We start from the raw sequence: 21,198 nt of genomic DNA on the forward strand, positions 1-21,198 counted from the left end.
TCGGGCAGCCAATGACCCAGTATTCCCCATCCGCACCCGGCGGCCGGACAGCCGACGCCGGCGTCGAGGAGTTCGGCTACAGGCAGGAGATGAGGCGCGGCACCGGCCGGTTCGCCTCCTTCGCCGTGGCCTTCGCCTTCGTCTCGATCGCCACCGGAATCTTCACCACCTACGGCTCGGTGCTGAACAGCTCCGGACCGGCCGGCATCTGGACCTGGCCGATCGTGATCGTCGGGCAGACCGCCGTCGCCCTCATCTTCGGCGCCCTGGCCGCGCGCATCCCCGTGACCGGCTACTCGTACCAGTGGGTCTCCCGCCTGGCCAATCCCGTCCTCGGCTGGATTATGGGCTGGATCTCGTTCACGTTCCTGGCCGTCGTGGTCGTCGCGGTCGACTACACCATCGCCTCCACCGTCCTGCCCGTCCTGCTCCAGTACGAGGGGACGGCGCTGAACGCGTGGGTCATCACCGCCGTGGTCCTGCTGTTCCAGGCGCTGCTGGTGGGTCTGTCCACCCGGTGGACCGAGCGGGTGAACAACTTCGCCGTCACGGCCGAGCTCATCGGCATGATCGCCCTCGTCGTGCTCCTGCTGGCCGTCGGCTTCGTCGCCCGGGAGCTGAACGTCGCGAACCTGTTCAGCACCGGCGCCGTCCCCGCCCAGGGGTATCTGAGCCCTGGCACGCTCACCTCGGCGGGCCCGTGGATGCTCGGCTTCCTGCTGGGTGCCTTCACGATCGTCGGCTTCGAGTCGGCGGCCAACCTCGCCGAGGAGACCAAGGACCCGGCCCGCGTCGTCCCCCGTGCCATGTGGCAGGCGGTCCTCGCCTCCGGCGTGCTGGGCTTCCTCTTCCTCATCGCCGTCACCCTGCTCGCCGGCGACCCCGTCGAGCTGGCGAAGTCGGGCACGCCGATCGCGGACGTGATCGCCCGGGTGCTGGGCCCGTTCGTCGGCACCGCCCTGCTGGTGCTCGTGGTGATCGCGATCTTCGCCTGCGGCATGGTGATCCTCATGACCGGTGTGCGCCTGGTGTGGGCCATCTCCCGTGACGAGCGGTTCCCCGGGTGGCGGGCCTGGCGGCAGGTCTCGCCGCGTTTCGGCACGCCGCTGAACGCGACCGCGTTCATGTTCGCCGTCGGCGAGCTGATCCTGGCGGTCTTCGCCACCCGGACCGACGCGCTCTTCAGCCTCTTCGCCGCCGCCACCCTGCTGCCGGCCGTCATCTACACCGGGACCGTGGTCATGTACGTGGTCAAGCGCCGGTCGCTCCCGCCGAGCAAGGGGTTCGCCCTGGGCCGCTGGGAGAACCCGGTGCTCGCGGTCGCGCTGGTCTGGCTGGCGTTCGAGCTGCTGCTGTTCCGCGACGCCTCGTTCGTCGGCCCATGGATCTACGTGCTCGTCATGCTCGCGCTGGGCGCCGTCTACCTGGCGTACCTGCTGGTCAGGAGGGGCGGGGCGAAGGGGCTGGCGATGCCGGACATGCGTTCGGTCGACGCCGAACTCGACGCCGGCGCCACGACCGCGGCCGCGAACGGGACCGAGACGGGGAAGGGAGCGCACCGGCGGTGACCACCGTACTGGCCATCGACCAGGGGACGTCGGCCACCAAGGCGATCGTCGTCGATGACGGCGGCACGGTGCTCGGCCTCGCCGAGCACCCCGTCCGCCCCGCCTACCTGCCCGGCGGAGGCGTCGAGCAGGACCCCCGGGAACTGCTCGACTCCGTCCTCGGCGCCGGGCGCGAGGCCGTCGCCCGGGCCGGGACGCGGATCGACGCCGTGACCCTCGCCAACCAGGGCGAGACCGTCCTGGCGTGGGACCCCGCCACGGGCGACCCCCTCTCCGCCGCCGTCGTCTGGCAGGACCGCCGCTCGGAGGGCGTCTGCGCGGAGCTGGACGGCGCCGCGCCGCGGATCGCCGCCGTCACCGGGCTGGTCCTCGACCCCTACTTCTCCGCGCCCAAGATGGCCTGGCTGCGCCGGAACGTGACCGGGGAGGGGGTGGTCACCACCTCCGACTCCTGGATCGTCCACCACCTGACCGGCGAGTTCGTCACCGACGCCGCCACCGCCAGCCGGTCGCTGCTCACCCGGCTCGACGACGTCGAGTGGGACCCGGAGCTGCTGGAGCTGTTCCACCTCGGCGGTGAGCGCCTGCCGCGCATCGCCTCCTGCGACGAGGTGGTCGGCCACACCGCCGCGTTCGGCGGACGCGTCCCCGTCGCCGGGCTCGTGGTCGACCAGCAGGCGGCGCTGCTCGCCGAGAACTGCCTCGCGGCCGGTGAGGCGAAGTGCACCTTCGGCACCGGCGCGTTCCTGCTGGCCAACACCGGCGCCTCCGCCGCACGCTCCACCGCCGGGCTGGCGGCCTCCGTCGCCTGGCGCGTGCGCGGGGAGACCTCCTACTGCCTGGACGGCCAGGTCTACACGGCCGCCTCCGCCGTACGGTGGATGCAGGACCTCGGTTTCGTCCGCACCGCTGCGGACCTCGACGCCGTCGCCGCGGCCGACGCCGGAGGCGTCCTGTGCGTCCCGGCGCTGGCCGGCCTCGCCGCCCCCTGGTGGCGCCCGGAGGCGAAGGCCTCCTTCACCGGGATGACCCTCTCCACCGGTCCGCAGCACCTCGTGCTCGCCGTCCTGCAGGGTATCGCGGCGCAGGTCGCCGACCTCGGCGACCTCGTCGCCGCCGACCTCGGCAGCCCGCTGGCCACCCTCCGGGCGGACGGCGGGCTCACCCGCAGCCGCGTCCTCATGCAGGCCGTCGCCGACCTGGCGCAGCTCCCCGTCGAGGTCTACCCCTCCCAGCACGCCACGCCGCTGGGCGCGGCGGCGCTGGCCCGCGCCGCGCTCGACCCGTCGCTCTCCCTGGCGGACGCGGTGCACCCGTGGGACCCCAGTACGACCTACGAGCCCCGGTGGTCCGCGGACCGCGCCGGTGACTTCCGCTCCCGCTGGCGTGCGGCCGTCACCGCGACCCTGGGACAGGAAGGACAGCGGTGAACACCACACCGTCCGGCACGTTCGACGTCGCGGTGATCGGCGCCGGCATCGTCGGCTCCGCCATCGCGCGGAAACTGGCGGGCTACGAGCTCGGCGTCGCGCTGCTGGACGCGCGCGACGACGTCGGCGACGGCACGAGCAAGGCGAACACCGCCATCCTGCACACCGGCTTCGACGCCCGGCCCGGCACCCTCGAGGCCCGTCTCGTCCGCGAGGGCTACCGCCTGCTCTCCGAGTACGCCGGGAGGACGGGCATCCCCGTCGAGCGCACCGGCGCCCTGCTGGTGGCCTGGAACGCCGAGGAACTCGCCGCCCTGCCCGGCCTGCGGGAGAAGGCCGAGCGCAACGGGTACGACAGGACGGAGATCGTCGGCCCCGACGAGGTCTACCGGCAGGTCCCGCACCTGGGCGAGGGGGCGCTGGGCGGCCTGACCGTCCCCGACGAGTCCATCATCTGCACCTGGACCGTCAACCTGGCCCTGGCGACCGAGGCCGTCCTGCGCGGCGCGACGCTGCTGCTGAACCGGGCGGTGCGCGCGGTGGAGGAACGCGACGGCGTGACCGTGCTGCGCACCTCCGGCGGGGAGGTCCGCGCCCGGTGGGTCGTCAACGCCGCCGGGCTCGGCGCCGACGTCATCGACCGGCTCTTCGGCCACGACCGGTTCACCGTCACTCCGCGCCGCGGCGAGCTGCTGGTCTACGACAAGCTCGCCCGGCCCCTGGTCGACCGGATCGTGCTGCCCGTGCCCACCGCCCTGGGCAAGGGGGTTCTGATCAGCCCCACCATCTACGGCAACGTCATGCTCGGCCCCACCGCGGAGGACCTGACCGACCGCACCGACACCGCGACCTCGGCGGAAGGGCTCGCGTTCCTGCTCGGCAAGGGGGAGAAGCTGATGCCCGAGCTCCTGCGGGAGGAGGTGTCGGCGACCTACGCCGGCCTGCGCGCGGCGAGCGACCACGCGGACTACCTCATCGAGGCCGACGCCGGGCGCCGCTACATCCTGGCCGGCGGGATCCGCTCGACCGGCCTCACCTCCGGCATGGCCGTCGCCGAGCACGTCGCCGAGCTGGCCGGCGAGGCCGGCCTGCCGCTCGTGCCGCGCGAGGACCTGCCGGAGCCGCCCCGGATGCCCAACCTCGGCGAGGCGTACCTCCGCCCCTACCAAGACGCCGCCCGCATCGCCGCCGACCCCGCGTACGGGACCGTGGTCTGCTTCTGCGAGCGGGTGACCGCCGGGGAGATCCGCGACGCCTTCCGCTCGCCGATCCCACCGGCGAGCCTGGAAGGGCTCCGCCGCCGCACCCGGGTGATGAACGGGCGCTGCCAGGGGTTCTTCTGCGGTGCCGAGGTCAAGAAACTGATGGGCGCCGCGGGCGGGAGCGCCCCCGCCCCGTGCCCCCCGTCGCCGGAGGACGGCCGATGACAACCGGAACCACCACTCTCACCCCGGCCGTCGTGATCGTCGGCGCCGGGCCGTCCGGGCTGAGCGCGGCCCGCGAACTCGCGCCGAAGGTCGACGGCGGCGTCCTCGTCCTCGAACGGGAGAGCACCGCCGGGGGGATCCCACGGCACAGCGACCACCCCGGCTACGGCATCCGGGACATGCGGCGTTTCATGAGCGGGCCCGCCTACGCCCGCAGGCTCGTCCGGCAGGCCGAGGCCGCGGGCGCGACGATCCGCACGAACGCCACCGTGACGAACTGGGCCGGCGACCGCGTGATCGAGGCCACCACCCCGCAGGGGCGCATCCGGGTCGAGGCGCGGGCCGTCGTCCTGGCCACCGGGGCCCGCGAGCGCCCCCGCCCGGCCCGTCTCATCCCGGGCGACCGCGCCCGCGGCGTCTACACCACCGGGCACCTGCAGAACCTCGTCCACCTGCACCACGGGAAGGTCGGCAGGCGGGCCGTGATCGCCGGGGCCGAACTGGTCAGCTGGTCGGCCGCGCTGACCCTGCGGGAGGCCGGGTGCCGGACCGTCCTCATGACCACCGAGTACCCGCGACCGGACTCCTATCTGCTCTTCTCCGCCCCGGGCAGGCTCCTCTTCGGCACCCGGGTCGCCACCCGCACCCGCGTGACGAGGATCATCGGCCGGCCCGCGCTCGAAGCCGTCGAGATCGAGAACCTCGACACCGGCGCGCGGCGGATCGTCGAGTGCGACACGCTCGTCCTCACCGGTGACTGGATCCCCGACCACGAGCTCGCCCGGACCGGGGGCATCGCGCTGGACCCCGGCACGAAGGGGCCGCTGGTCGACAGCGCGCTGCGCACCGACCGGCCCGGCGTGTTCGCCGCGGGCAACGTGCTGCACCCGGTCGACACGGCCGACATCGCCGCGCTGGACGGCGTCCACGTGGCCCGCTCGGTCCTCGCGTGGCTGGACGGCCGGGGCACGCCCGCCGGGCAGGTGCGTCTCGTCGCCGACCCGCCCTTCCGCTGGGTGGCGCCGGAGATCCTCCGGCCCGGCGACCCCGCCCCGGCCCGCCGCCGCCTGCTGCTGTGGACCGACCGCCACATCCCGTTCCCCCGGATCGTGCTGCGGCAGTCGGGGAAGGTCGTCGCGAGCAGGCGGCTGTGGTGGCCCGCCGCCCCCGGCCGGGTGTTCCGCGTCCCGTCGGACGTCCTGCGGGGGGTGGATCCCGCGGGCGGCACCGTGCACGTGGGCGTGGACGCCTGAGCAGCGGGTACGGAGGCCGTGGGCTCCGGTCGCAGGGCCCCGGCGGCGGGGGAGGACCCGCTCAGGAGTAGAGCCGGAGCAGGTCCTCCTCGGTCTCGCGGCGCACGATCACCCTGGCCGAGCCGTCGCGGACGGCGACCACCGGGGGCCTGGTCACGTGGTTGTAGTTGCTGGCCATCGACCGCTGGTAGGCCCCCGAGGCGGGGACGGCCAGCAGGTCGCCGGGTCGTACGTCGGCGGGCAGCGGCAGGCCGCGGACGAGCACGTCGCCGCTCTCGCAGTGCCTGCCCACCACGGTGACCTCGCGAGGCGGGGCCGCTGAGAGGCGGGACGCCAGGATCGCGGTGTAGGCGGCGCCGTACATGGCGGGGCGGGGATTGTCGCTCATCCCGCCGTCGACGCTGACGTAGGTGCCCACGCCGGGGATCTCCTTGACGGTGCCCACCTCGTAGAGGGCGACGGTCGTGGGCCCGGCGATCGAGCGGCCCGGCTCGACGGCCAGGCGCACGCGGGCGGGCACGGCCTCGCGCAGCGCCGCGACCACCTCGGCCGGGCCCGGCGGGACCGGGTCGCCGGGCCGGTGGACGATGCCCAGGCCGCCGCCGAGGTCGAGCCTGGGGATCGTCACGCCGTGCTCGCGCTCGGCGGCGAGCAGGAAGCCGGACATCCGGCGGGCGGCCAGGGTGAAGCCGCCCAGGTCGGTGATCTGCGAGCCGATGTGGGAGTGCAGGCCGGTCAGCTCCAGGGAGGGGGCGGCCAGCACCCGGCGGACCGCCTCGGCGGCGAGCCCGGCGTTGAGGGAGAACCCGAACTTCGAGTCGTCGCCCCCGGTGGCGATGAACTCGTGGGTGTGCGCCGCGACGCCGGGGGTGACCCGGACCATCACGCGCTGCCGCACCCCTGCCTCGCCCGCCAGGGCGGCCAGCCGCTCGATCTCGGCGAAGGAGTCGACGACCACGCATCCGACGCCCCAGGCGACGGCGCGGCGCAGCTCGGCCACGGACTTGTTGTTGCCGTGGAAGACCACCCGGGCGGGGTCCATGCCGCCGGCCGCGGCCACCGCCAGCTCGCCGCCGGTGCACACGTCGAGGCAGAGCCCGGCCGCCTCCAGCCAGCGCACCACCTCGGGGCAGAGGAACGCCTTGCCGCCGTAGTGCACCTCCCCGTCGGGGAGCGCCTCCCGCCACAGCGCGCAGCGGGCGAGGAACTCCTCCTCGTCGAGCACGTAGGCGGGCGTGCCGAACCGCGCGGCGAGTTCCCGCACGCCGATCCCGCCGAGGCGCAGTTCCCCGTCCGTCCACGCCGCGCTCCGCGGCCAGCCGTTCTCGATCACCAAGCTCATGGGGTCGAAGGTAGGGCTTTGAGGGTTTTGTCCGATCTGAGCATCGGTGTTTTCGACGCTGAGGGTCGCAAGCGTTCACCTGTGTTGGGGCCGTTACCTGCCGTCGACACCATGAGTTCACCCATTTGCAAACCGGGAGACTATATGACAAAGAGGCTTCAATCGGTCATTGTCGCGGCGCTGGTCGTCTCGGCCCTCACGGCGGGCTGCGGGCGCTCGTCGTCGGGGAACGACGCGAGCGCGGGAGCCGCCGCCGCGGCCGGCAAAACCGCCAGGGACCTGGTGCCCGAGGCCGTGCGCAAGACGGGCGAGCTCCGCATGGCGACCTCCGAGGGCTACCCGCCGATGGAGATGTACAAGCCGGGCACCCAGGAGCTCACCGGCGTGGACCCCGACCTCGCCACCGCGATCGCCGGCAAGCTCGGACTGAAGGCGACGGTGACCAACGCCGCCTTCGACGGTCTGCTCCCCGGCCTCCAGGCCGGGCGCTGGGACGTGGTGATGTCCTCGATGAGCGACACCGAGGAGCGCCGCGCCGCCGTCGACTTCGTCGACTACTTCAACGCCGGCGGCGCCATCATGGTCAAGAAGGGCAACCCCGAGGGCGTCAAGAACCTCCAGGACCTGTGCGGGCGCACCGTCGTGCTGGCCAAGGGCAGCTCGAATCTCGCGATCGGGCAGCGCCAGGACGAGAAGTGCGCCGAGAAGATGAAGATCCTCCAGAGTGAGGACGCGCCGACCGGCCTGCTGAGCATCGACTCCGGGCGCGCCGTCGCCACCATCGTCGACTCGCCCGTCGCGGCCATGTACGCCAAGGAGACCGGCAAGTACGACGTGCTGCCCGAGCAGTACGACGCCGGCCCCTGGGGCATCGCGATCGACCGGCGCAACACCGGGCTCCGCGACGCCGTGGCCAAGGCCATGCAGGAGCTGATGGCCGACGGCGGCTACAAGGCGATCCTGGAGAAGTACGGCGTGGGGGCCAACGCCGTGTCAGAGGTCATGGTGAACACCAAGCCGTGGAAGTGACCAAGATTTCCGGGGCCGTCGAGGCCCCGGAACTGCCGATCGACGCGGTCCGGCCGCCCCGGCCGGGCCGGTGGGCCGCGGCGCTGCTCGCCGGGTTCGCCCTGGTCTGGCTGGCCTACACGATCATCGTCAACGAGAACCTGCACTGGGACGTCATCGTCGCCTACCTGGGCGACGGCAGGATCATGGGGGGCCTGTGGGTCACCATCCAGCTCACCGTGCTGTCGATGGCGATCGGTCTGGCCCTGGGGATCGTCGCCGCGGTGATGCAGCTGTCCGGCAGCCCGGTCCTGCGGGGGGCCGCGGCACTCTACACCTGGTTCTTCCGCGGCACCCCGCTGCTGGTCCAGCTCATCTTCTGGTTCAACATCGGCCTGGTGTTCCCCACCTTCGGCATCGGCGTCCCGTTCGACGGTCCCAAGCTCGTCGAGTGGCAGGCCAACGAGCTGATCACCCCCTTCACCGCGGCCCTGCTCGGCCTGGCGATCAACGAGGGCGCCTACATGGCCGAGATCGTCCGGGCCGGCATCCGCTCGGTCGACCCCGGCCAGCGCGAGGCGGCCGAGTCGCTCGGCATGTCGCACCGGCAGGTGCTCCGCAGGGTGGTGCTCCCCCAGGCGATGCGCGTGATCATCCCACCCACCGGCAACCAGTTCATCTCGATGCTGAAGACCACCTCGATGGTCTCGGTCATCGCGGGAGCCGAGCTGCTGACCGTGGCCCAGCGCATCTACCTGGGCAACTTCGAGGTCATCGCGCTGCTGATCGTGGCGTCCATCTGGTACATCGTGCTCACCACCATCGCGAGCATCGCCCAGCACTTCGTCGAGAAGCGGTTCGAGCGCGGCCACCACGCGCTCCCGGCGAGGGTCCGCCGCAACCTGCGGCCGTTCGACAGGGGGAGTGCGTGATGGCCGGACCCATGGTGAGCATCCGCTCGGTCCGCAAGTGCTTCGGCCCGGTCGAGGTCCTCAGAGGCATCAGCCTGGACGTGCCCGAGGGCGGCGTGGTCTGCGTCGTCGGCCCCTCCGGCTCCGGCAAGTCGACGCTGCTGCGCTGCGTCAACCGGCTGGAGACCATCGACTCCGGCCGCATCTGGGTCGACGGCGACCTCATCGGCTACGCCGAGCGGGGCGACCGGCTCCACCACCTCGCCCCCGCCGAGCTCTGCCGCCAGCGGCAGGACATCGGCATGGTCTTCCAGCGCTTCCACCTGTTCCCGCACCGCACCGCCCTGGAGAACGTCATGGAGGGCCCGGTCGTCGTCAAGGGCGTCCCCAGGGAGCGGGCCCGGAAGCGGGCGCTGGAACTGCTGGAGCGGGTGGGCCTGGCGGACCGCGCCGGCCACTATCCCGCCCAGCTCTCCGGGGGCCAGCAGCAGCGGGTGGCGATCGCCCGCAGCCTGGCCATGGACCCCAAGCTGATGCTGTTCGACGAGCCGACGAGCGCCCTCGACCCCGAGCTCGTCCAGGAGGTGCTCACGGTCATGCGGGACCTGGCCGCCAGCGGCATGACGATGATGGTGGTGACCCACGAGATGGGCTTCGCCCGCGAGGTCGGCGACAACCTGGTCTTCATCGACGGGGGAGTGATCGTCGAGCAGGGCCACCCCCGTGAGGTGCTCGCCGCCCCCCGCCACGAACGCTTCCGCGCCTTCCTCGGGCAGGTGCTGTGACCCGCTTCGACCTGCTGCTCCGGGGCGGCCTGGTGGTCGACGGCACCGCTCCGCCCGGCGCCGCCCGCCACGCCGACGTCGGCGTCCTGGACGGCCGCCTCGCCCTGCTGCCCCCGGGAGCCGCGGCGGACGCCGACCGGACCGAGGACGTGACCGGCCTCGTCGTCGCCCCCGGCTTCATCGACGTGCACACCCACTCCGACGGGGTCACCCTGATCGCCGGCGAGGTCGGCCGTGACATGGTCCGGGCCGCCGTCCTGCAGGGCGTCACCACCGAGCTCTGCGGTAACTGCGGCTCCAGCCTCTTTCCCGCGCTGCCGGAGCGGCTGGCCGCGATGCGCGCGGAGGCCCGCGTCCACTTCGGCGGCGACGTCGGGGCCTACGAGGGCTTCGCGGAGTTCGCCGCCGCGCACGCCGCCGTGCCCCGGACCAACCACCTGATCTCGCTGGTCGGGCACGGCACGCTGCGCAGCGGGGTGCTGGGCCCCGTCGACCGGCCCGCCACCCCCGGCGAGCTGGACGCCATGTGCGCGCTCCTGGACCGGGCGCTCTCGGCGGGCGCGGCCGGACTGTCGACCGGACTGATCTACACCCCCGGCACCTACGCGGGCACGGACGAGGTGGTCGCGCTCGCCGCCGTCGCCGCCCGGCACGGCAAGCCGTACGTCACCCACCTCCGCGACGAGATGTCGCGCGTGGAGGAGGCGCTGGAGGAGGGAGTGGAGATCGCCCGCCGGAGCGGCGCCGCGCTGCACATCTCCCACCACAAGACCGCCGGCAAGCATGCCTGGGGACGCACCGAGCGCACCCTGCCCAGGATCGCCGCCCTCCGCGCGGCGGGCATGGACGTCACCTGCGACGTCTATCCCTACACTGCGGGAAGCACCGTGCTGGCCGCCATGCTCCCCCCGTGGGCCTCCGACGGAGGGATCTCCGCGCTGACGGCGCGGCTGGCCGATCCCGGCGAGCGGGACCGGATGCGCCGGGCCATCGCCGAGGGCGTGCCCGGCTGGGAGAACACCGTCGGCAACGGCGGCTGGGACCGCATCTCCGTCGCCTGCGCGCCACGCCACCCCGAGACGGAGGGCCGCACGATCGCCGAGCTCGCCGCCGTACGCGGCCAGGACCCCTTCGACGTGGCCGTCGAGATGCTCCTCGCCGAGCGGGGCGAGGTCACCATCATCAGCCACTCCATGATCGAGGACGACGTGCGGCGCGTGCTGGCCGCGCCGTACTCGATGATCGGCTCCGACGGCGTGCCCAAGCCGGGAGGCCGCCCCCACCCGCGCTGGGCGGGGACGTTCGCGCGGGTCCTCGGCCACTACGTCAGGGAGCTGGGGCTGCTCGACCTGGAGACGGCGGTGCACAAGATGACGGGCATGGCCGCGGTCAGGTTCGGGCTGGCGGGGCGCGGTGTGATCAGGGACGGGGCCCACGCGGACCTGGTCGTCCTCGATCCCGGCACCGTCGCCGACGGCGCCACCTTCGCCGCCCCGCTGGTCCCGCCGTCGGGGATCCACTCGGTTGTCGTCGCGGGCGAGACCGTGGTCCGGGACGGGGAGGAGACCGGCGCCCGGCCGGGTACGGTGCTGCGCACATGAGCGGGCACCGCGGGACCGCGGACCACCCAGGCGGGAACGACCGCCGGGACGGCCGGGAAGACCGGGACGGCCGAGAAAACGGGAACGGTGACGGAGGCCGGGACGGTCACGCAGGAAGGGGAGGGTCGCATGGACCGGGAGGGGAACGGCGGCGCCGTCACGGTGGCCGTCTCGGTGCCGGGGATGATCTCCCTCGGCGAGGACGCCGAGCTGGTCCTCGCCAGCACAGGAAAGCTGCTCCTGCTGGCCGCGGCGGCCCGGGGGATCGCGGCCGGGGAACTGGACCCCGCCGAGGTCGTGGAGCTCCGCGACGACGACCGCTGCGGCGGTTCGGGGCTCCTCGGCGCCCTGTCCGGGCTCCACTGGACGATCGGTGACCTCGCCGTGCTGACCGCGTCGGTGAGCGACAACACCGCCACCAACGCGCTGCTGCGCCGGATCGGCCTGGACCGGGTGGCCGAGGGCGCCGCCGAGCTGGGCCTCGTACGGACGCGGATCCTCGACCGGATCCGCGATCCGCGGCTGCCGTCGCACCCGCCCGCCTTTGCCGTGGGCACGGCGGGCGAGCTCGCCCGGTTCGCCGCCGGGCTCGACGGGCGGCGGGAGTGGACCCGGATCCTGCTGGGCTGGATGGCCCGCAACACCGACCGGGGCCTGGTCCCCGCCCTGCTGCCGCACGACCCCGAGGACCGCGAGGTGCCCCGCGCGGCCCCCGAGGGGATGGTCTGGGTGGCGAACAAGACCGGCACCGACACCGGCGTGCGGGCCGACGTGGGCGTGATGGCCGGCCCGGAACGCCGGATCGGCTACGCCGTGCTGGCGAACGGGCCCGCCGGGAGCGAGCACGCGCTGGTGACGGCCGTCCGCCGGGCCGGCCTGGACATCGGCCGCCTGGCCGGCCTGCCCCCGGCTGACGGCCCCGGCGCCCGCTGAGGCGTCCCGGCCCCGGAGCAGTCGCCGTCGCGGGCCTGGTTCAGCGCAGGGCGTTGCGCATCTGGGCGGAGGCGTCGCGCAGGTAGGCGATGAAGGAGCGCAGCGCCGGGTTGGGGTTGGTCGGGCGGACGGCCGCGCCGATCCTGCGGTAGAGCCGGGGGCCGTCCAGGCGGCAGATCTGGATGCCGGACGCCCCGTGCGCGCCGAGGCTGGGTACCAGGGCCACCCCCAGCCCGGCCCGCACCAGCCCGAGCGTCACCTCGTAGTGGTCGCTGCGGCAGCGGATCATCGGGCTGAACCCCTCCAACGCGCTCGCCCGCTCCAGCACCGACACCGGGGTGTCGGTGCCGTACGTGGTGATCCACGGTTCGTCGGCCAGGTCGGCCAGGCGCACCCGCTGCCGTTGGCCCGCCGGGTGGCCCGGCGGCACGACCAGGAGGTGCGGCTCGTCGAAGAGGTGGGTGACCTCCACCCCCTCCGGCGGCTTCCAGGGGTCGAGCGCGTGCTCGAAGACCACGAGCACGTCGAGCGCGCCGCGCTCCAGGTCCGGCAGGAGCTCGTGAGGCTGGCCGAGCACCAGGTCGAGCTCCACGGCGGGGTGGCGCGCGGCGAAGGTCGACAGCGCCAGCGGCAGCAGCCGGTATCCCGCGGAGGCGAAGAACCCGATCCGCAACTGCCCGGCGTCGGCCCTGGCCTGCGCCAGCAGGTCCTTCTCCGCGGCCTCGATGATGTCGAGCACCTCCTGCGCGCGGGTCGCCAGCCGCCGCCCGGCCGCGGTCAGCCGCAGGCTCTGCGCGCCCCGCTCGACCAGGCCCACGCCGGCCTCCTCCTCCAGCTTGGAGAGCTGGTGGGACACGGCGGACGGCGAGAGCCGCAGGGTACGCGCGGCTCCCGCGATGCTTCCCGTACGGAAGACCTCCAGGAGAACCCGGAGGCGGTGGCTGCTCAGCACGGTTAACAGTATCTGCCCCGGCCCGGACCCGCTTCCGGCGTCGCCGCGAGCCCCGCCCGGTCCGCCGAGGCTCTCAGCCCCCCGCGCCGCCGGCGGCCACGGCCCTGCTCTTGCGGGAGCGGTAGTTGGCCGCCTTGACGCGGTTGCCGCACTCCTCCATGCCGCACCATTGGCGGTTGCCGCCACGGGAGCGGTCGATGAAGATCCGTGTGCACTCCGGGCGGCTGCACTCCCGGATCCGCAGCTCGCCGAGGCCGCCCAGAAGGTCGACGGCCGAGCGGGCGACCTCGGAGGCGACCGCCCCGGCGTCGCCGACCCGTACGACGCCGGCCGGGGTCAGGATCATCCGTGGCGGCATGCCGCCCGCCTCCTTGTTGACGACGCGCAGGTCGTCGTCGGGCCAGGGGCGGCGTTCCATGCCGTGGAACACGAGCCGGTAGACCGCCTCGCGCAGCGTGCGCAGCCGTCGCAGCCCGGCCGCGTCGACGGGGGGCTCCTCGGTCATGACGCCCGCCTCGACCGCCCAGCGCGCCAGGTCACCGGGTGTCGCCAGCAGCTCCTCGGGGTCGCTCCGCCGCCACTTGAGCGTGCCGGCGAAGTCCAGTGCGAGGTCGCCGCTGACGAAGACAAAGCTCATGTCACCATCTTGACAGGTGACGATTCGGGGGCGCAATGTTGGCGTCACCTGCTTAGCAGGTGACGAATTGCTTCGGTGGCTCTTGGAGCGGAATTGATCACAGATGACGACTACCTGTACTACGTCGACCGGGCCCTGGACGGCATGACCGGCATCGTCGCCGGGCTCGGCGACGAACTCGCCAACGAGAGGCCGCCGATCCCGGGCGCGAACTCGCCGTATGCGCTGCTCACCCACTGTCTGGGCGTGGTCTCCTTCTGGGGCGGAGCCATGGTGGCGGGCCGCGAGGTCGTCCGCGACCGCGACGGCGAGTTCACCAGCGCCGGTCCGGTGGGCCCGCTGCTCGACAGGGCGGCGGCGGTACGCGCGCAGCTCGCCGAGGACGTGCGCGCCGCCGCCTACGGCGAGGGACTCCGCGGCACCCCGCCGCCCGGCTTCCTCGGCCCCGACCGCGAACTGACCCAGGGCGCGGCGCTGTTCCACGTCTACGAGGAACTCGCCCAGCACCACGGTCAGATGGAGATCCTGCGCGACGCCATCCTCGCCGGGCGGGCGCGGCAGGCCGGGTATCCCGGCCGGGTCGAATCCGCCGGACGTTCCGAGCCGGTCGGGCCGGTCGGGCGGGCCGGACGTTCCGAGCCGGTCGGGTGGACCGGGCCCGCCGAGTCAACTGGAATGTACTGATGAACCGCGAACCCTCCGAAACCACCACCTTCTCCGCGCCCGCCGACCCGTTCGCGGCCATCGACGTCGAGCGCCTGCGCTCGGGGTACGGCGTCAAGTGGGGCTCGCTCGCTCCGGGCACCATCGGGGCCTGGGTCGCCGACATGGACTTCGGGGTCCCGCCCGCCGTGCGGGAGAGCATCCTCCGGGTGACCGAACGCGAGGACTTCGGGTATCCGTACTGGCCGGGGGAGGACCCCGTGATCGAGGCGTTCGAGGAGCGGATGGCCGGACGCCACGGCTGGCGGCCGGAACCCGGGCGGACACGCGTGTTCACCGACCTCATCCAGGTGCTCCAGGTGATGATCGAGCACGCGACCGAGCCCGGTGACGGCATCGCGATCCACGTCCCCTCCTACCCGCCGTTCCTGGCGAGCATCGCCCGTTCGGGGCGGCGGATCGTGCCCCTGCCGATGGTGCGGGGGGAGACGGGCTGGGGCTTCTCGGCCGACGGGCTCACCGAGCACCTGCGTGAGCAGGGCTGCCGCATGCTCGTGCTCGTCAACCCGCACAACCCGACCGGCCGCGTCCTCACCCCCGCCGAACTCGCCTCCCTGGCGGAGACCGCCGAGGAACTGGACCTGGTGGTCCTGGCCGACGAGATCCACGCCGACCTCGTCTTCGCCCCGTACCGCCACGTTCCCTTCGCCTCGTTGGGCGCCTCCGCCGCCGGGCGGACGATCACCGCGACCTCGGCCACCAAGGCGTTCAACATCGCCGGGCTTCGCTGCGCCGTCGCGCACGTCGGGCCGGAGCGCGTCCGGGACGCGCTGGACAGGGCTCCGCTCGACTACTTCGGGACCCCGGGCATTCTCGGCAGGGTCGCCACCGTGGCCGCCTGGCGGCAGGCCGACGACTGGCTCGCGGCCCTCATGCGCACCCTGGAGCGCAACCGGCTCCTGATCGAGGAGTGGGCCGCGGCCCTGCCGTGGGACCCGCGCTACCACTCCCCGGAGGGGACCTACCTGAGCTGGTTCGACTTCACCGGCGGTCCGTCCGGGGGCGTCGCACCCGCCGAGCACCTCGAACGCGTGGCGAGGGTCAAGCTCAGCGAGGGAGCCGACTTCTCCCGGGGGACCGCCGTCGACACCGGCGCGTTCGCCCGGCTCAACTTCGCGACCAGCCCGTCCAACCTTGAGGAGGTCCTGGCCCGCCTCGCGGCCGCCTGACCCGTCTCCCGCCTTCACCCGGCATACGGGCAGTCCTCCCGCGTCGGCGCGGTGACCGGGTCTCCCGCCGCCGGGGCCGCCCCGGCGGTGCGTCGCCCCGCGGCCGCACTGTCATGCGCCCATGCGCCCGCACCGTCATGCGGCCATGCCAACCGTGCGGCCACACCGTCATGCGCCCATGCGGTCATACCGTCATACCGTCATGCGGCCATGCGCCCATGCGGCCGTGCCGCCCTACGGCCATGGCGTCCCGCGGCTCTGCCGTCACGTCACCCTGTCGCCATCCCGGTGCGAACACTCCCGCCGCGCGCGCCGGGTCGTGCGCGCGCGCCCCTCACGGCGGCGCGAAGCCGCTGTGCAGAACAATAACAAAGCGTCACCCTCTTGACTGGTGACGATTGGTGCACTCAAGCTGTTCATCATCTCGTCACCTGCTAAGAAGGTGACTTTTCCTTGGTCTTGCCCGGCCCCGCCCGGCCGCGGCCGGGGAACCCGTTTTCGAAGGAAGCACCATGCCTGACGCACGATCCGGCTCGGTCGAACCGAACGTCCACCCCATCCCGTCCGGCGGGACCGCGGCCCCGGCCCCGGCCATCGCTCAGACCGCTTCCCCGGCCGCCGTCTCGGCCCGCCTGGAGCGGTTGCCGTGGAGCCGCTTCCAGCGCGGGCTCTTCCTGGTCGTGGCCACCGCCTGGCTCTTCGACTCGATCGACCTGGCCGCCATCACCTTCCTGCTGGCGCCGATCAGCCAGGAGTTCGGCCTCACCCCCGCCCAGGCGGGCCTGCTGGGGAGCGTGAGCTTCGCGGGCATGTTCGCCGGGGCGGTCTCCGCCGGTGCCCTGGCCGACCGGTTCGGCCGCCGCCGGGTGTTCCAGTACAGCATCGTCATCTGGGGCCTGGCCAGCCTGGGCCTGGTCTTCGCGTGGAACCTGCCCAGCCTGCTCACGTTCCGCTTCGTCCTGGGCGTCGGGATGGGGGCCGAGTTCCCCGTCGCCGCGGCCCTCGTCGCCGAGTTCATGCCGGCGTCCCGGCGAGGGCGCTACGCCGCGCTGCTGGAGGGGGCCTGGCCCATCGGGTTCGTCGTCGCCGGGGCCCTGGCCTACCTGATCGTGCCCGCCTCGGGCTGGCGCACCTTCTTCGCCCTGCAGGCATGCCTGGCCCTGTGGGCGCTGGTCGTCCGGCGCGGTGTCCCGGAGTCGCCGCGCTGGCTCGCCTCCCGCGGTCTCAGCGAGCAGGCGGAATCGGTCATGGCGTCCATCGAGCGCCGGGTCGCCGGTCTCACCGGGCGCGCGCTGCCCGAACCGGTGATCGCGGCCGGGCAGGACACGGCCGCGGGCGGACGCGCCGGGCTCCGGGTCCTGTTCTCACCCGCCTACCGCCGCCGCACGCTCACACTGTGGGCCACCTGGTTCGCCATCCTGTTCGGCTACTACGGCCTGACCACGTGGATGGGCAAGCTGCTGGCCGACAACGGCTTCGACATCGCCAAGAGCATCGGCTTCATCGTGCTGATGGCCCTGTGGGGCGTGCCGGGCTTCCTCTCCGCCGCCTACCTCATCGAGATCATCGGCCGCCGGTCCTGCCTGGCCCTGTACACGGTCGCCTCGGCGGTGGCCGCCTTCTTCTACGGCCAGGCCTCCGACCAGCTCGAACTGATCGTCTACGGCTCGATCCTGCAGTTCACGTTCTTCGGCATGTGGTCCTCCATCTACGCCTTCACCCCCGAGCTCTTCCCGACGCGCGTCCGCGGCATCGGGGTGGGGACGGCCACGGCCGCGGGCCGGGTCGGCGCCCTGCTCGGCCCCATCGTCGTACCGCTCCTCCTGGCCGAGGGCGGCGCCCCGCTGGTCTTCACCGCCAGCGCGGGCCTGTTCGTCCTCGCCGCGGTGCTCGTGCTGCTGCTCCTGCCGGAGACCAAGCAGTCCGTCCTGGAGGACATCTCCGCCTGAGGTGGACCGGTGGCACCCGAACGGCCGGTGCCGGCCCCGGTGACCGGGGCCGGCGCGATCTCGGGACGTCGTGGCACCGCGCCCGGCCCGATTCGGCGGACCGCGAGGACCCGTGCCACAGTAGGGCCGTGACAGACATGCTCGTCAGGGAGGCGACCGCCGCCGACGTGGCCGCCATCGCGGTGGTGGCCGTCGCCGCCGGGGAGACGGGGGAGTGGACGGGCGCCGACCCGGCCTATGTGGGGCACCTGCTCTCGCACGGCCGGGTGGTGGTCGCCGAGCACCGCGGCGAGGTGACGGGGTTCGGCGCGACCCGGCCGATCGGCCGCGGCCCGGCCGCGGTCGGCATGCTCTGCGACCTGTTCGTCGACCCCCGCTCCCACGGCCGGGGCGCCGGCCGGGCCATGCTCGACGTCCTGTGGCACGACGCCCCGCGGCGGATGACGTTCAGCAGCCTGCACGCCCACGCGCTGCCGCTGTACACCTCCTTCGGCCTCGACGCCTGGTGGCCCCTGCTCTACCTGGCCGGAGACGTGCGCGCGTTGCGCGCCCCGGCCGGCTGGTCGGTCTCGACCGCGGACCCCGGCGAGGTAGCCGCGCTGGAGGAGCGGTGGACCGGCGTCGACCGCTCCGCCGACCACCGCGCCTGGGCCGCCCGGCCGTCCGGGCGCGCGGTCGTGGCCGACAGGGCGGGCGAGGCGCTGGCCGCGGGCACCGTGGCCGGCGCCGGGCCGGAGTACGGGATCGCGCACCTGATGTCGGCCTCCCACGCGGGCGAGGACACGGCCCGTGACGCGGTCATCGCCGTGCTCGCCTCCCTGGACCCGCCCGGCGGCCGGGCCCAGGTCTGCCTGCCCGCCCCGCACCCGGCGGTCCGCCCCCTGCTCGCCGCCGGCTGGCGCAACGACTCCATGGACCTGTTCATGGCGACCGATCCCGCCTTCCTCGACCCGCTCCGCGCGGTCCCCTCCCCGGCGCTCGCCTGACCGCGGCTCCCGCCGATCACCCCTCCGCCGGGAGGGCCGGGGACCAGCCGGTGTACAGGCGGGCGACGACGTCCTCGATGGAGTCCTCCTCGGGGGCGGTGGCGCGCAGGTCGTCGAGGGTGCCGTCGAAGGCGAGGCTGCCGTGGTCGATGAGCATCACCCGGCGGCAGAGCTTCTCGATGTCGCCCAGGTCGTGGGTGGTCAGCAGGACGGTGGTGCCCCGTTCGGCGTTGAGGCGGCGGAGGAAGTCCCGCATGGCGGCCTTGCTGACCACGTCCAGGCCGATCGTCGGCTCGTCGAGCACCAGGACGGCGGGGTCGTGCAGCAGGGCGGCGGTGAGGTCACCGCGCATGCGCTGGCCGAGGCTGAGCTGGCGGACCGGGGTGGCCAGGAAGTCCGCGAGGTCGAGCAGTTCGGTCAGCTCGGACAGCCGCCGCCGGAAATCGATTTGATCTACTTTGTAAAGATGGCGGACCAGTTCGAAGCTGTCACGCAGCGGGAGGTCCCACCACAGGGTGGTCCGCTGGCCGAAGACCACCCCGATCCTGCGGGCCAGCGACGTGCGGCGGCGGGTGGGATCGAGCCCGGCCACCCGGAGGCGGCCCGAGGTGGGCGCCAGGATGCCGGTGATCATCTTGATGGTGGTCGACTTGCCGGCGCCGTTGGGGCCCAGGTAACCGACGAACTCCCCGGCCCGCACGGTGAACGACAGATCCTGGACGGCGTGCACGGTCTTCCTGGTCCTGCGGCGGCCCACGGTGAACGAGCGGCCGACCCCGTCGAGCTCGATCATGTGTCAACTCCCCGTCGAGCGGTAGCGGCGGACGCCCGCCCGCCAGGCGAGGGCGGCGAAGGGGGGCGCGGCGGGCGCCGCCCCGGGCGCGGGGGGACTGTACCAGTGGGGGGGGCCGCGGGGGGCGTCGCGGTCCAGCACGAAGAGCGCGGGCTGCCAGTTCACGAAGGCCAGCGGCACCACGAAGGTCACGCCCCGGACGAGCTCGGCCCCGTAGACGCTCAGTGGGTACTGGGTCAGGGCGCTGCCGCCGTAGGTGAAGGCGTTGGCCACCTCGGGGGCGTCGGTGAGCAGGAACTGGAGGGCCCCGCCCAGGGTGAAGATCGAGGTGAAGATGACGATCCCGCACAGGATCATCAGCGGGATCATCCACGCCCTGCTCCAGGGGACGTCGAGCTGGGGCAGGGCGATGGCGAGCACCACGACGGCCTGGGTGACGCGGCCCAGGCGCTGCACGCCGAAGCGGTCGACGGCCATCTGCACGAACGCGCTCGCCGGGCGGATCAGCATGGTGTCGAAGCCGCCGGTCCTGATCTGCTCGCTGAGCCGCGTGACGTTGCCGAAGAGCATGTCGGAGGTGGCGAAGGCCAGCTCGGCGGTGCCGTACAGGAACATCACCTCGGCCAGCCCGAACCCGGCCAGCGACTCGGTGTGCCGGAAGATCACCAGGATCGCCGCCACGTCCAGGACGTTCACCGCGAAGGAGCCCAGCGTCATCATGGCGAGCTGCGCCCGGTACTGCGCCGCCGCCCTCAGCCAGGTCCAGGCCAGCAGGAGGTACGTCCTCACCATGGGCCGTCTCCTCCGGGTCGCCGCGCGGTGGTCACGCGGTCAGCCACCCTGGATCACGACCTTCCGGCGGGCGGCGCGCGTGGCCAGCGCGCCCAGCAGCAGCAGCGCCGCCGCCCAGGCGGCCTGGAAGCCGAGCGCCTCCCAGGCGTCGCGTTTGCCCAGGTAGACGTCGGCGGGGACCTGGACCATCGCCGACCAGGGGAGGGCGTCGGCCAGGACGCCGAGCCAGCCGGGGAACAGGTGGAGCGGCAGGGTCATGCCGCTGAAGAAAAGCGTCAGCACCAGGGACAGCGCCTGCACGCCCCGGTCGTCGATCACCCAGCAGGCCGAGAGCGCCACCAGGTAGCGCCAGCCGAAGCTGACGATCACCGCGAGGACGAAGCTGACCGTGAAGAACAGCCAGGTCGCCGGGGCGTCCGGCAGGACGATGCCGAACAGCGCGGCGCCCAGGGCCACCGGCGGCAGGCTGCGCAGCAGGAAGAGGTAGGCGGCCCGGCCCAGGTCGTCGGCGAGGCTCCACATCTGCAGGGACGCCGGGCGGACGAGGTCGATGGCGACGTCTCCGGTGCGTACGCGGCCGGACAGCCCCAGGCCGCCGAAGACCTGCATGGGGCCGATGCAGGCCTGGCTGAGGAAGCAGAAGGTGACGGCGTCGGCGACGTCGTATCCGGCGAGCCCGGGGCGGGCCTGCCAGAGGGCGATCAGGACGTAGGCGCGCAGGATGCCGAAGACGGTGTTGGTGAACGCTCCGGCGAGGGCTGCGGCACGGTAGACGGAGTGGCGGCGGAAGCCGTATCCGGCGATGCGCATGTAGAGCAGGAAGACTGCCTCCCGGGGACATCAGGGCAACCCGCCTATTTTCCTCGGCGTCTCCGGGCGCCGCAACGGATTTTCCGCCGCCCGCCGGTCGTCGTCCGTCGCCCGCCGTCCGGGGCCGGT

At 73.3% G+C, this 21,198-nt stretch carries 19 protein-coding genes; 13 read left to right on the forward strand and 6 right to left on the reverse strand.

Annotation, left to right across the window (positions count from 1 at the left end):
- Window positions 1-11 precede the first annotated feature (11 nt).
- Genes ABD841_RS13950 through ABD841_RS13965 form a run of 4 tightly spaced genes read left to right on the forward strand, consistent with a single transcriptional unit; the run spans window position 12 to window position 5,678 of the window.
- Window positions 12-1,568: an amino acid permease gene (locus ABD841_RS13950; RefSeq protein WP_344971356.1), complete on the forward strand. Its 1,557-nt coding sequence runs from the start codon at window positions 12-14 to the stop codon at window positions 1,566-1,568.
- Complete coding sequence (locus ABD841_RS13955; protein WP_344971358.1) at window positions 1,565-2,998, forward strand: FGGY family carbohydrate kinase; 1,434 nt, start codon at window positions 1,565-1,567, stop codon at window positions 2,996-2,998. The genes ABD841_RS13950 and ABD841_RS13955 overlap by 4 nt, the downstream gene beginning before the upstream one ends.
- Window positions 2,995-4,425 (forward strand): NAD(P)/FAD-dependent oxidoreductase, encoded by a 1,431-nt coding sequence (locus tag ABD841_RS13960; RefSeq protein ID WP_344971360.1) that lies wholly within the window; start codon window positions 2,995-2,997, stop codon window positions 4,423-4,425. Before ABD841_RS13955 ends, ABD841_RS13960 begins: the two co-directional genes overlap by 4 nt.
- Window positions 4,422-5,678 (forward strand): NAD(P)/FAD-dependent oxidoreductase, encoded by a 1,257-nt coding sequence (locus ABD841_RS13965; protein ID WP_344971362.1) that lies wholly within the window; start codon window positions 4,422-4,424, stop codon window positions 5,676-5,678. The genes ABD841_RS13960 and ABD841_RS13965 overlap by 4 nt, the downstream gene beginning before the upstream one ends.
- Window positions 5,679-5,739: 61 nt before the next feature.
- On the opposite strand, the gene lysA is transcribed toward ABD841_RS13965, so the two are convergent.
- Window positions 5,740-7,020 carry a diaminopimelate decarboxylase gene (gene lysA, locus ABD841_RS13970; protein ID WP_344971364.1) on the reverse strand — a complete coding sequence of 427 codons (1,281 nt, stop codon included), beginning with the start codon at window positions 7,018-7,020 and terminating at the stop codon, window positions 5,740-5,742.
- Window positions 7,021-7,164: 144 nt separating this feature from the next.
- Between lysA and ABD841_RS13975 the strand changes: the two genes are divergently transcribed.
- The 5 genes from ABD841_RS13975 to ABD841_RS13995 all read left to right on the forward strand — a co-directional run bounded on the left by ABD841_RS13975 (window position 7,165) and on the right by ABD841_RS13995 (window position 12,258).
- Entirely contained in the window at window positions 7,165-8,049 is an 885-nt protein-coding gene (locus ABD841_RS13975) for an ABC transporter substrate-binding protein (RefSeq protein WP_344971366.1), read from the forward strand.
- Complete coding sequence (locus tag ABD841_RS13980; protein WP_344971368.1) at window positions 8,046-8,960, forward strand: amino acid ABC transporter permease; 915 nt, start codon at window positions 8,046-8,048, stop codon at window positions 8,958-8,960. Before ABD841_RS13975 ends, ABD841_RS13980 begins: the two co-directional genes overlap by 4 nt.
- Window positions 8,960-9,724, forward strand: coding sequence for an amino acid ABC transporter ATP-binding protein (locus ABD841_RS13985; protein ID WP_344971370.1), 765 nt, complete (start codon window positions 8,960-8,962; stop codon window positions 9,722-9,724). Before ABD841_RS13980 ends, ABD841_RS13985 begins: the two co-directional genes overlap by 1 nt.
- On the forward strand, window positions 9,721-11,325 hold the full coding sequence (locus tag ABD841_RS13990) for an N-acyl-D-amino-acid deacylase family protein (protein ID WP_344971373.1): 1,605 nt from the start codon (window positions 9,721-9,723) through the stop codon (window positions 11,323-11,325). Before ABD841_RS13985 ends, ABD841_RS13990 begins: the two co-directional genes overlap by 4 nt.
- A 129-nt stretch (window positions 11,326-11,454) precedes the next feature.
- Complete coding sequence (locus ABD841_RS13995) at window positions 11,455-12,258, forward strand: serine hydrolase (protein WP_344971375.1); 804 nt, start codon at window positions 11,455-11,457, stop codon at window positions 12,256-12,258.
- Between the two features lie 40 nt (window positions 12,259-12,298).
- On the opposite strand, the gene ABD841_RS14000 is transcribed toward ABD841_RS13995, so the two are convergent.
- Both ABD841_RS14000 and ABD841_RS14005 read right to left on the reverse strand, forming a co-directional pair.
- A complete protein-coding gene (locus ABD841_RS14000; RefSeq protein ID WP_344971377.1) occupies window positions 12,299-13,210 on the reverse strand; it encodes a LysR family transcriptional regulator in 912 nt (303 codons plus the stop codon).
- A gap of 73 nt (window positions 13,211-13,283) precedes the next feature.
- The gene (locus tag ABD841_RS14005; protein WP_344971379.1) at window positions 13,284-13,847 is read right to left on the reverse strand and encodes a CGNR zinc finger domain-containing protein; all 564 of its coding nucleotides are present in this window, start codon (window positions 13,845-13,847) and stop codon (window positions 13,284-13,286) included.
- A 93-nt stretch (window positions 13,848-13,940) separates the two neighbouring features.
- Here ABD841_RS14005 and ABD841_RS14010 point away from each other — a divergent pair, with 93 nt between their 5' ends.
- From ABD841_RS14010 to ABD841_RS14025, 4 genes are all read left to right on the forward strand, one after another.
- Window positions 13,941-14,531: a DinB family protein gene (locus ABD841_RS14010; protein WP_344971381.1), complete on the forward strand. Its 591-nt coding sequence runs from the start codon at window positions 13,941-13,943 to the stop codon at window positions 14,529-14,531.
- Window positions 14,531-15,739, forward strand: a complete 1,209-nt coding sequence (locus ABD841_RS14015; protein WP_344971383.1) for a MalY/PatB family protein — start codon at window positions 14,531-14,533, stop codon at window positions 15,737-15,739. Before ABD841_RS14010 ends, ABD841_RS14015 begins: the two co-directional genes overlap by 1 nt.
- Before the next feature lie 512 nt (window positions 15,740-16,251).
- The gene (locus ABD841_RS14020) at window positions 16,252-17,688 is read left to right on the forward strand and encodes an MFS transporter (RefSeq protein ID WP_344971385.1); all 1,437 of its coding nucleotides are present in this window, start codon (window positions 16,252-16,254) and stop codon (window positions 17,686-17,688) included.
- A 137-nt stretch (window positions 17,689-17,825) separates the two neighbouring features.
- Window positions 17,826-18,674 carry a GNAT family N-acetyltransferase gene (locus ABD841_RS14025; RefSeq protein ID WP_344971451.1) on the forward strand — a complete coding sequence of 283 codons (849 nt, stop codon included), beginning with the start codon at window positions 17,826-17,828 and terminating at the stop codon, window positions 18,672-18,674.
- A 16-nt stretch (window positions 18,675-18,690) separates the two neighbouring features.
- On the opposite strand, the gene ABD841_RS14030 is transcribed toward ABD841_RS14025, so the two are convergent.
- Genes ABD841_RS14030 through ABD841_RS14040 form a run of 3 tightly spaced genes read right to left on the reverse strand, consistent with a single transcriptional unit; the run spans window position 18,691 to window position 21,069 of the window.
- Complete coding sequence (locus tag ABD841_RS14030) at window positions 18,691-19,467, reverse strand: ABC transporter ATP-binding protein (protein WP_344971387.1); 777 nt, start codon at window positions 19,465-19,467, stop codon at window positions 18,691-18,693.
- 3 nt (window positions 19,468-19,470) lie between these two features.
- Window positions 19,471-20,259 carry an ABC transporter permease gene (locus ABD841_RS14035; RefSeq protein ID WP_344971389.1) on the reverse strand — a complete coding sequence of 263 codons (789 nt, stop codon included), beginning with the start codon at window positions 20,257-20,259 and terminating at the stop codon, window positions 19,471-19,473.
- Window positions 20,260-20,298: 39 nt separating this feature from the next.
- On the reverse strand, window positions 20,299-21,069 hold the full coding sequence (locus ABD841_RS14040; protein WP_344971390.1) for an ABC transporter permease: 771 nt from the start codon (window positions 21,067-21,069) through the stop codon (window positions 20,299-20,301).
- Window positions 21,070-21,198 lie beyond the last annotated feature (129 nt).

The sequence above is a fragment of the Streptosporangium fragile genome, assembly GCF_039534445.1.
GTDB classification, from domain to species: Bacteria; Actinomycetota; Actinomycetes; order Streptosporangiales; family Streptosporangiaceae; genus Streptosporangium; species Streptosporangium fragile.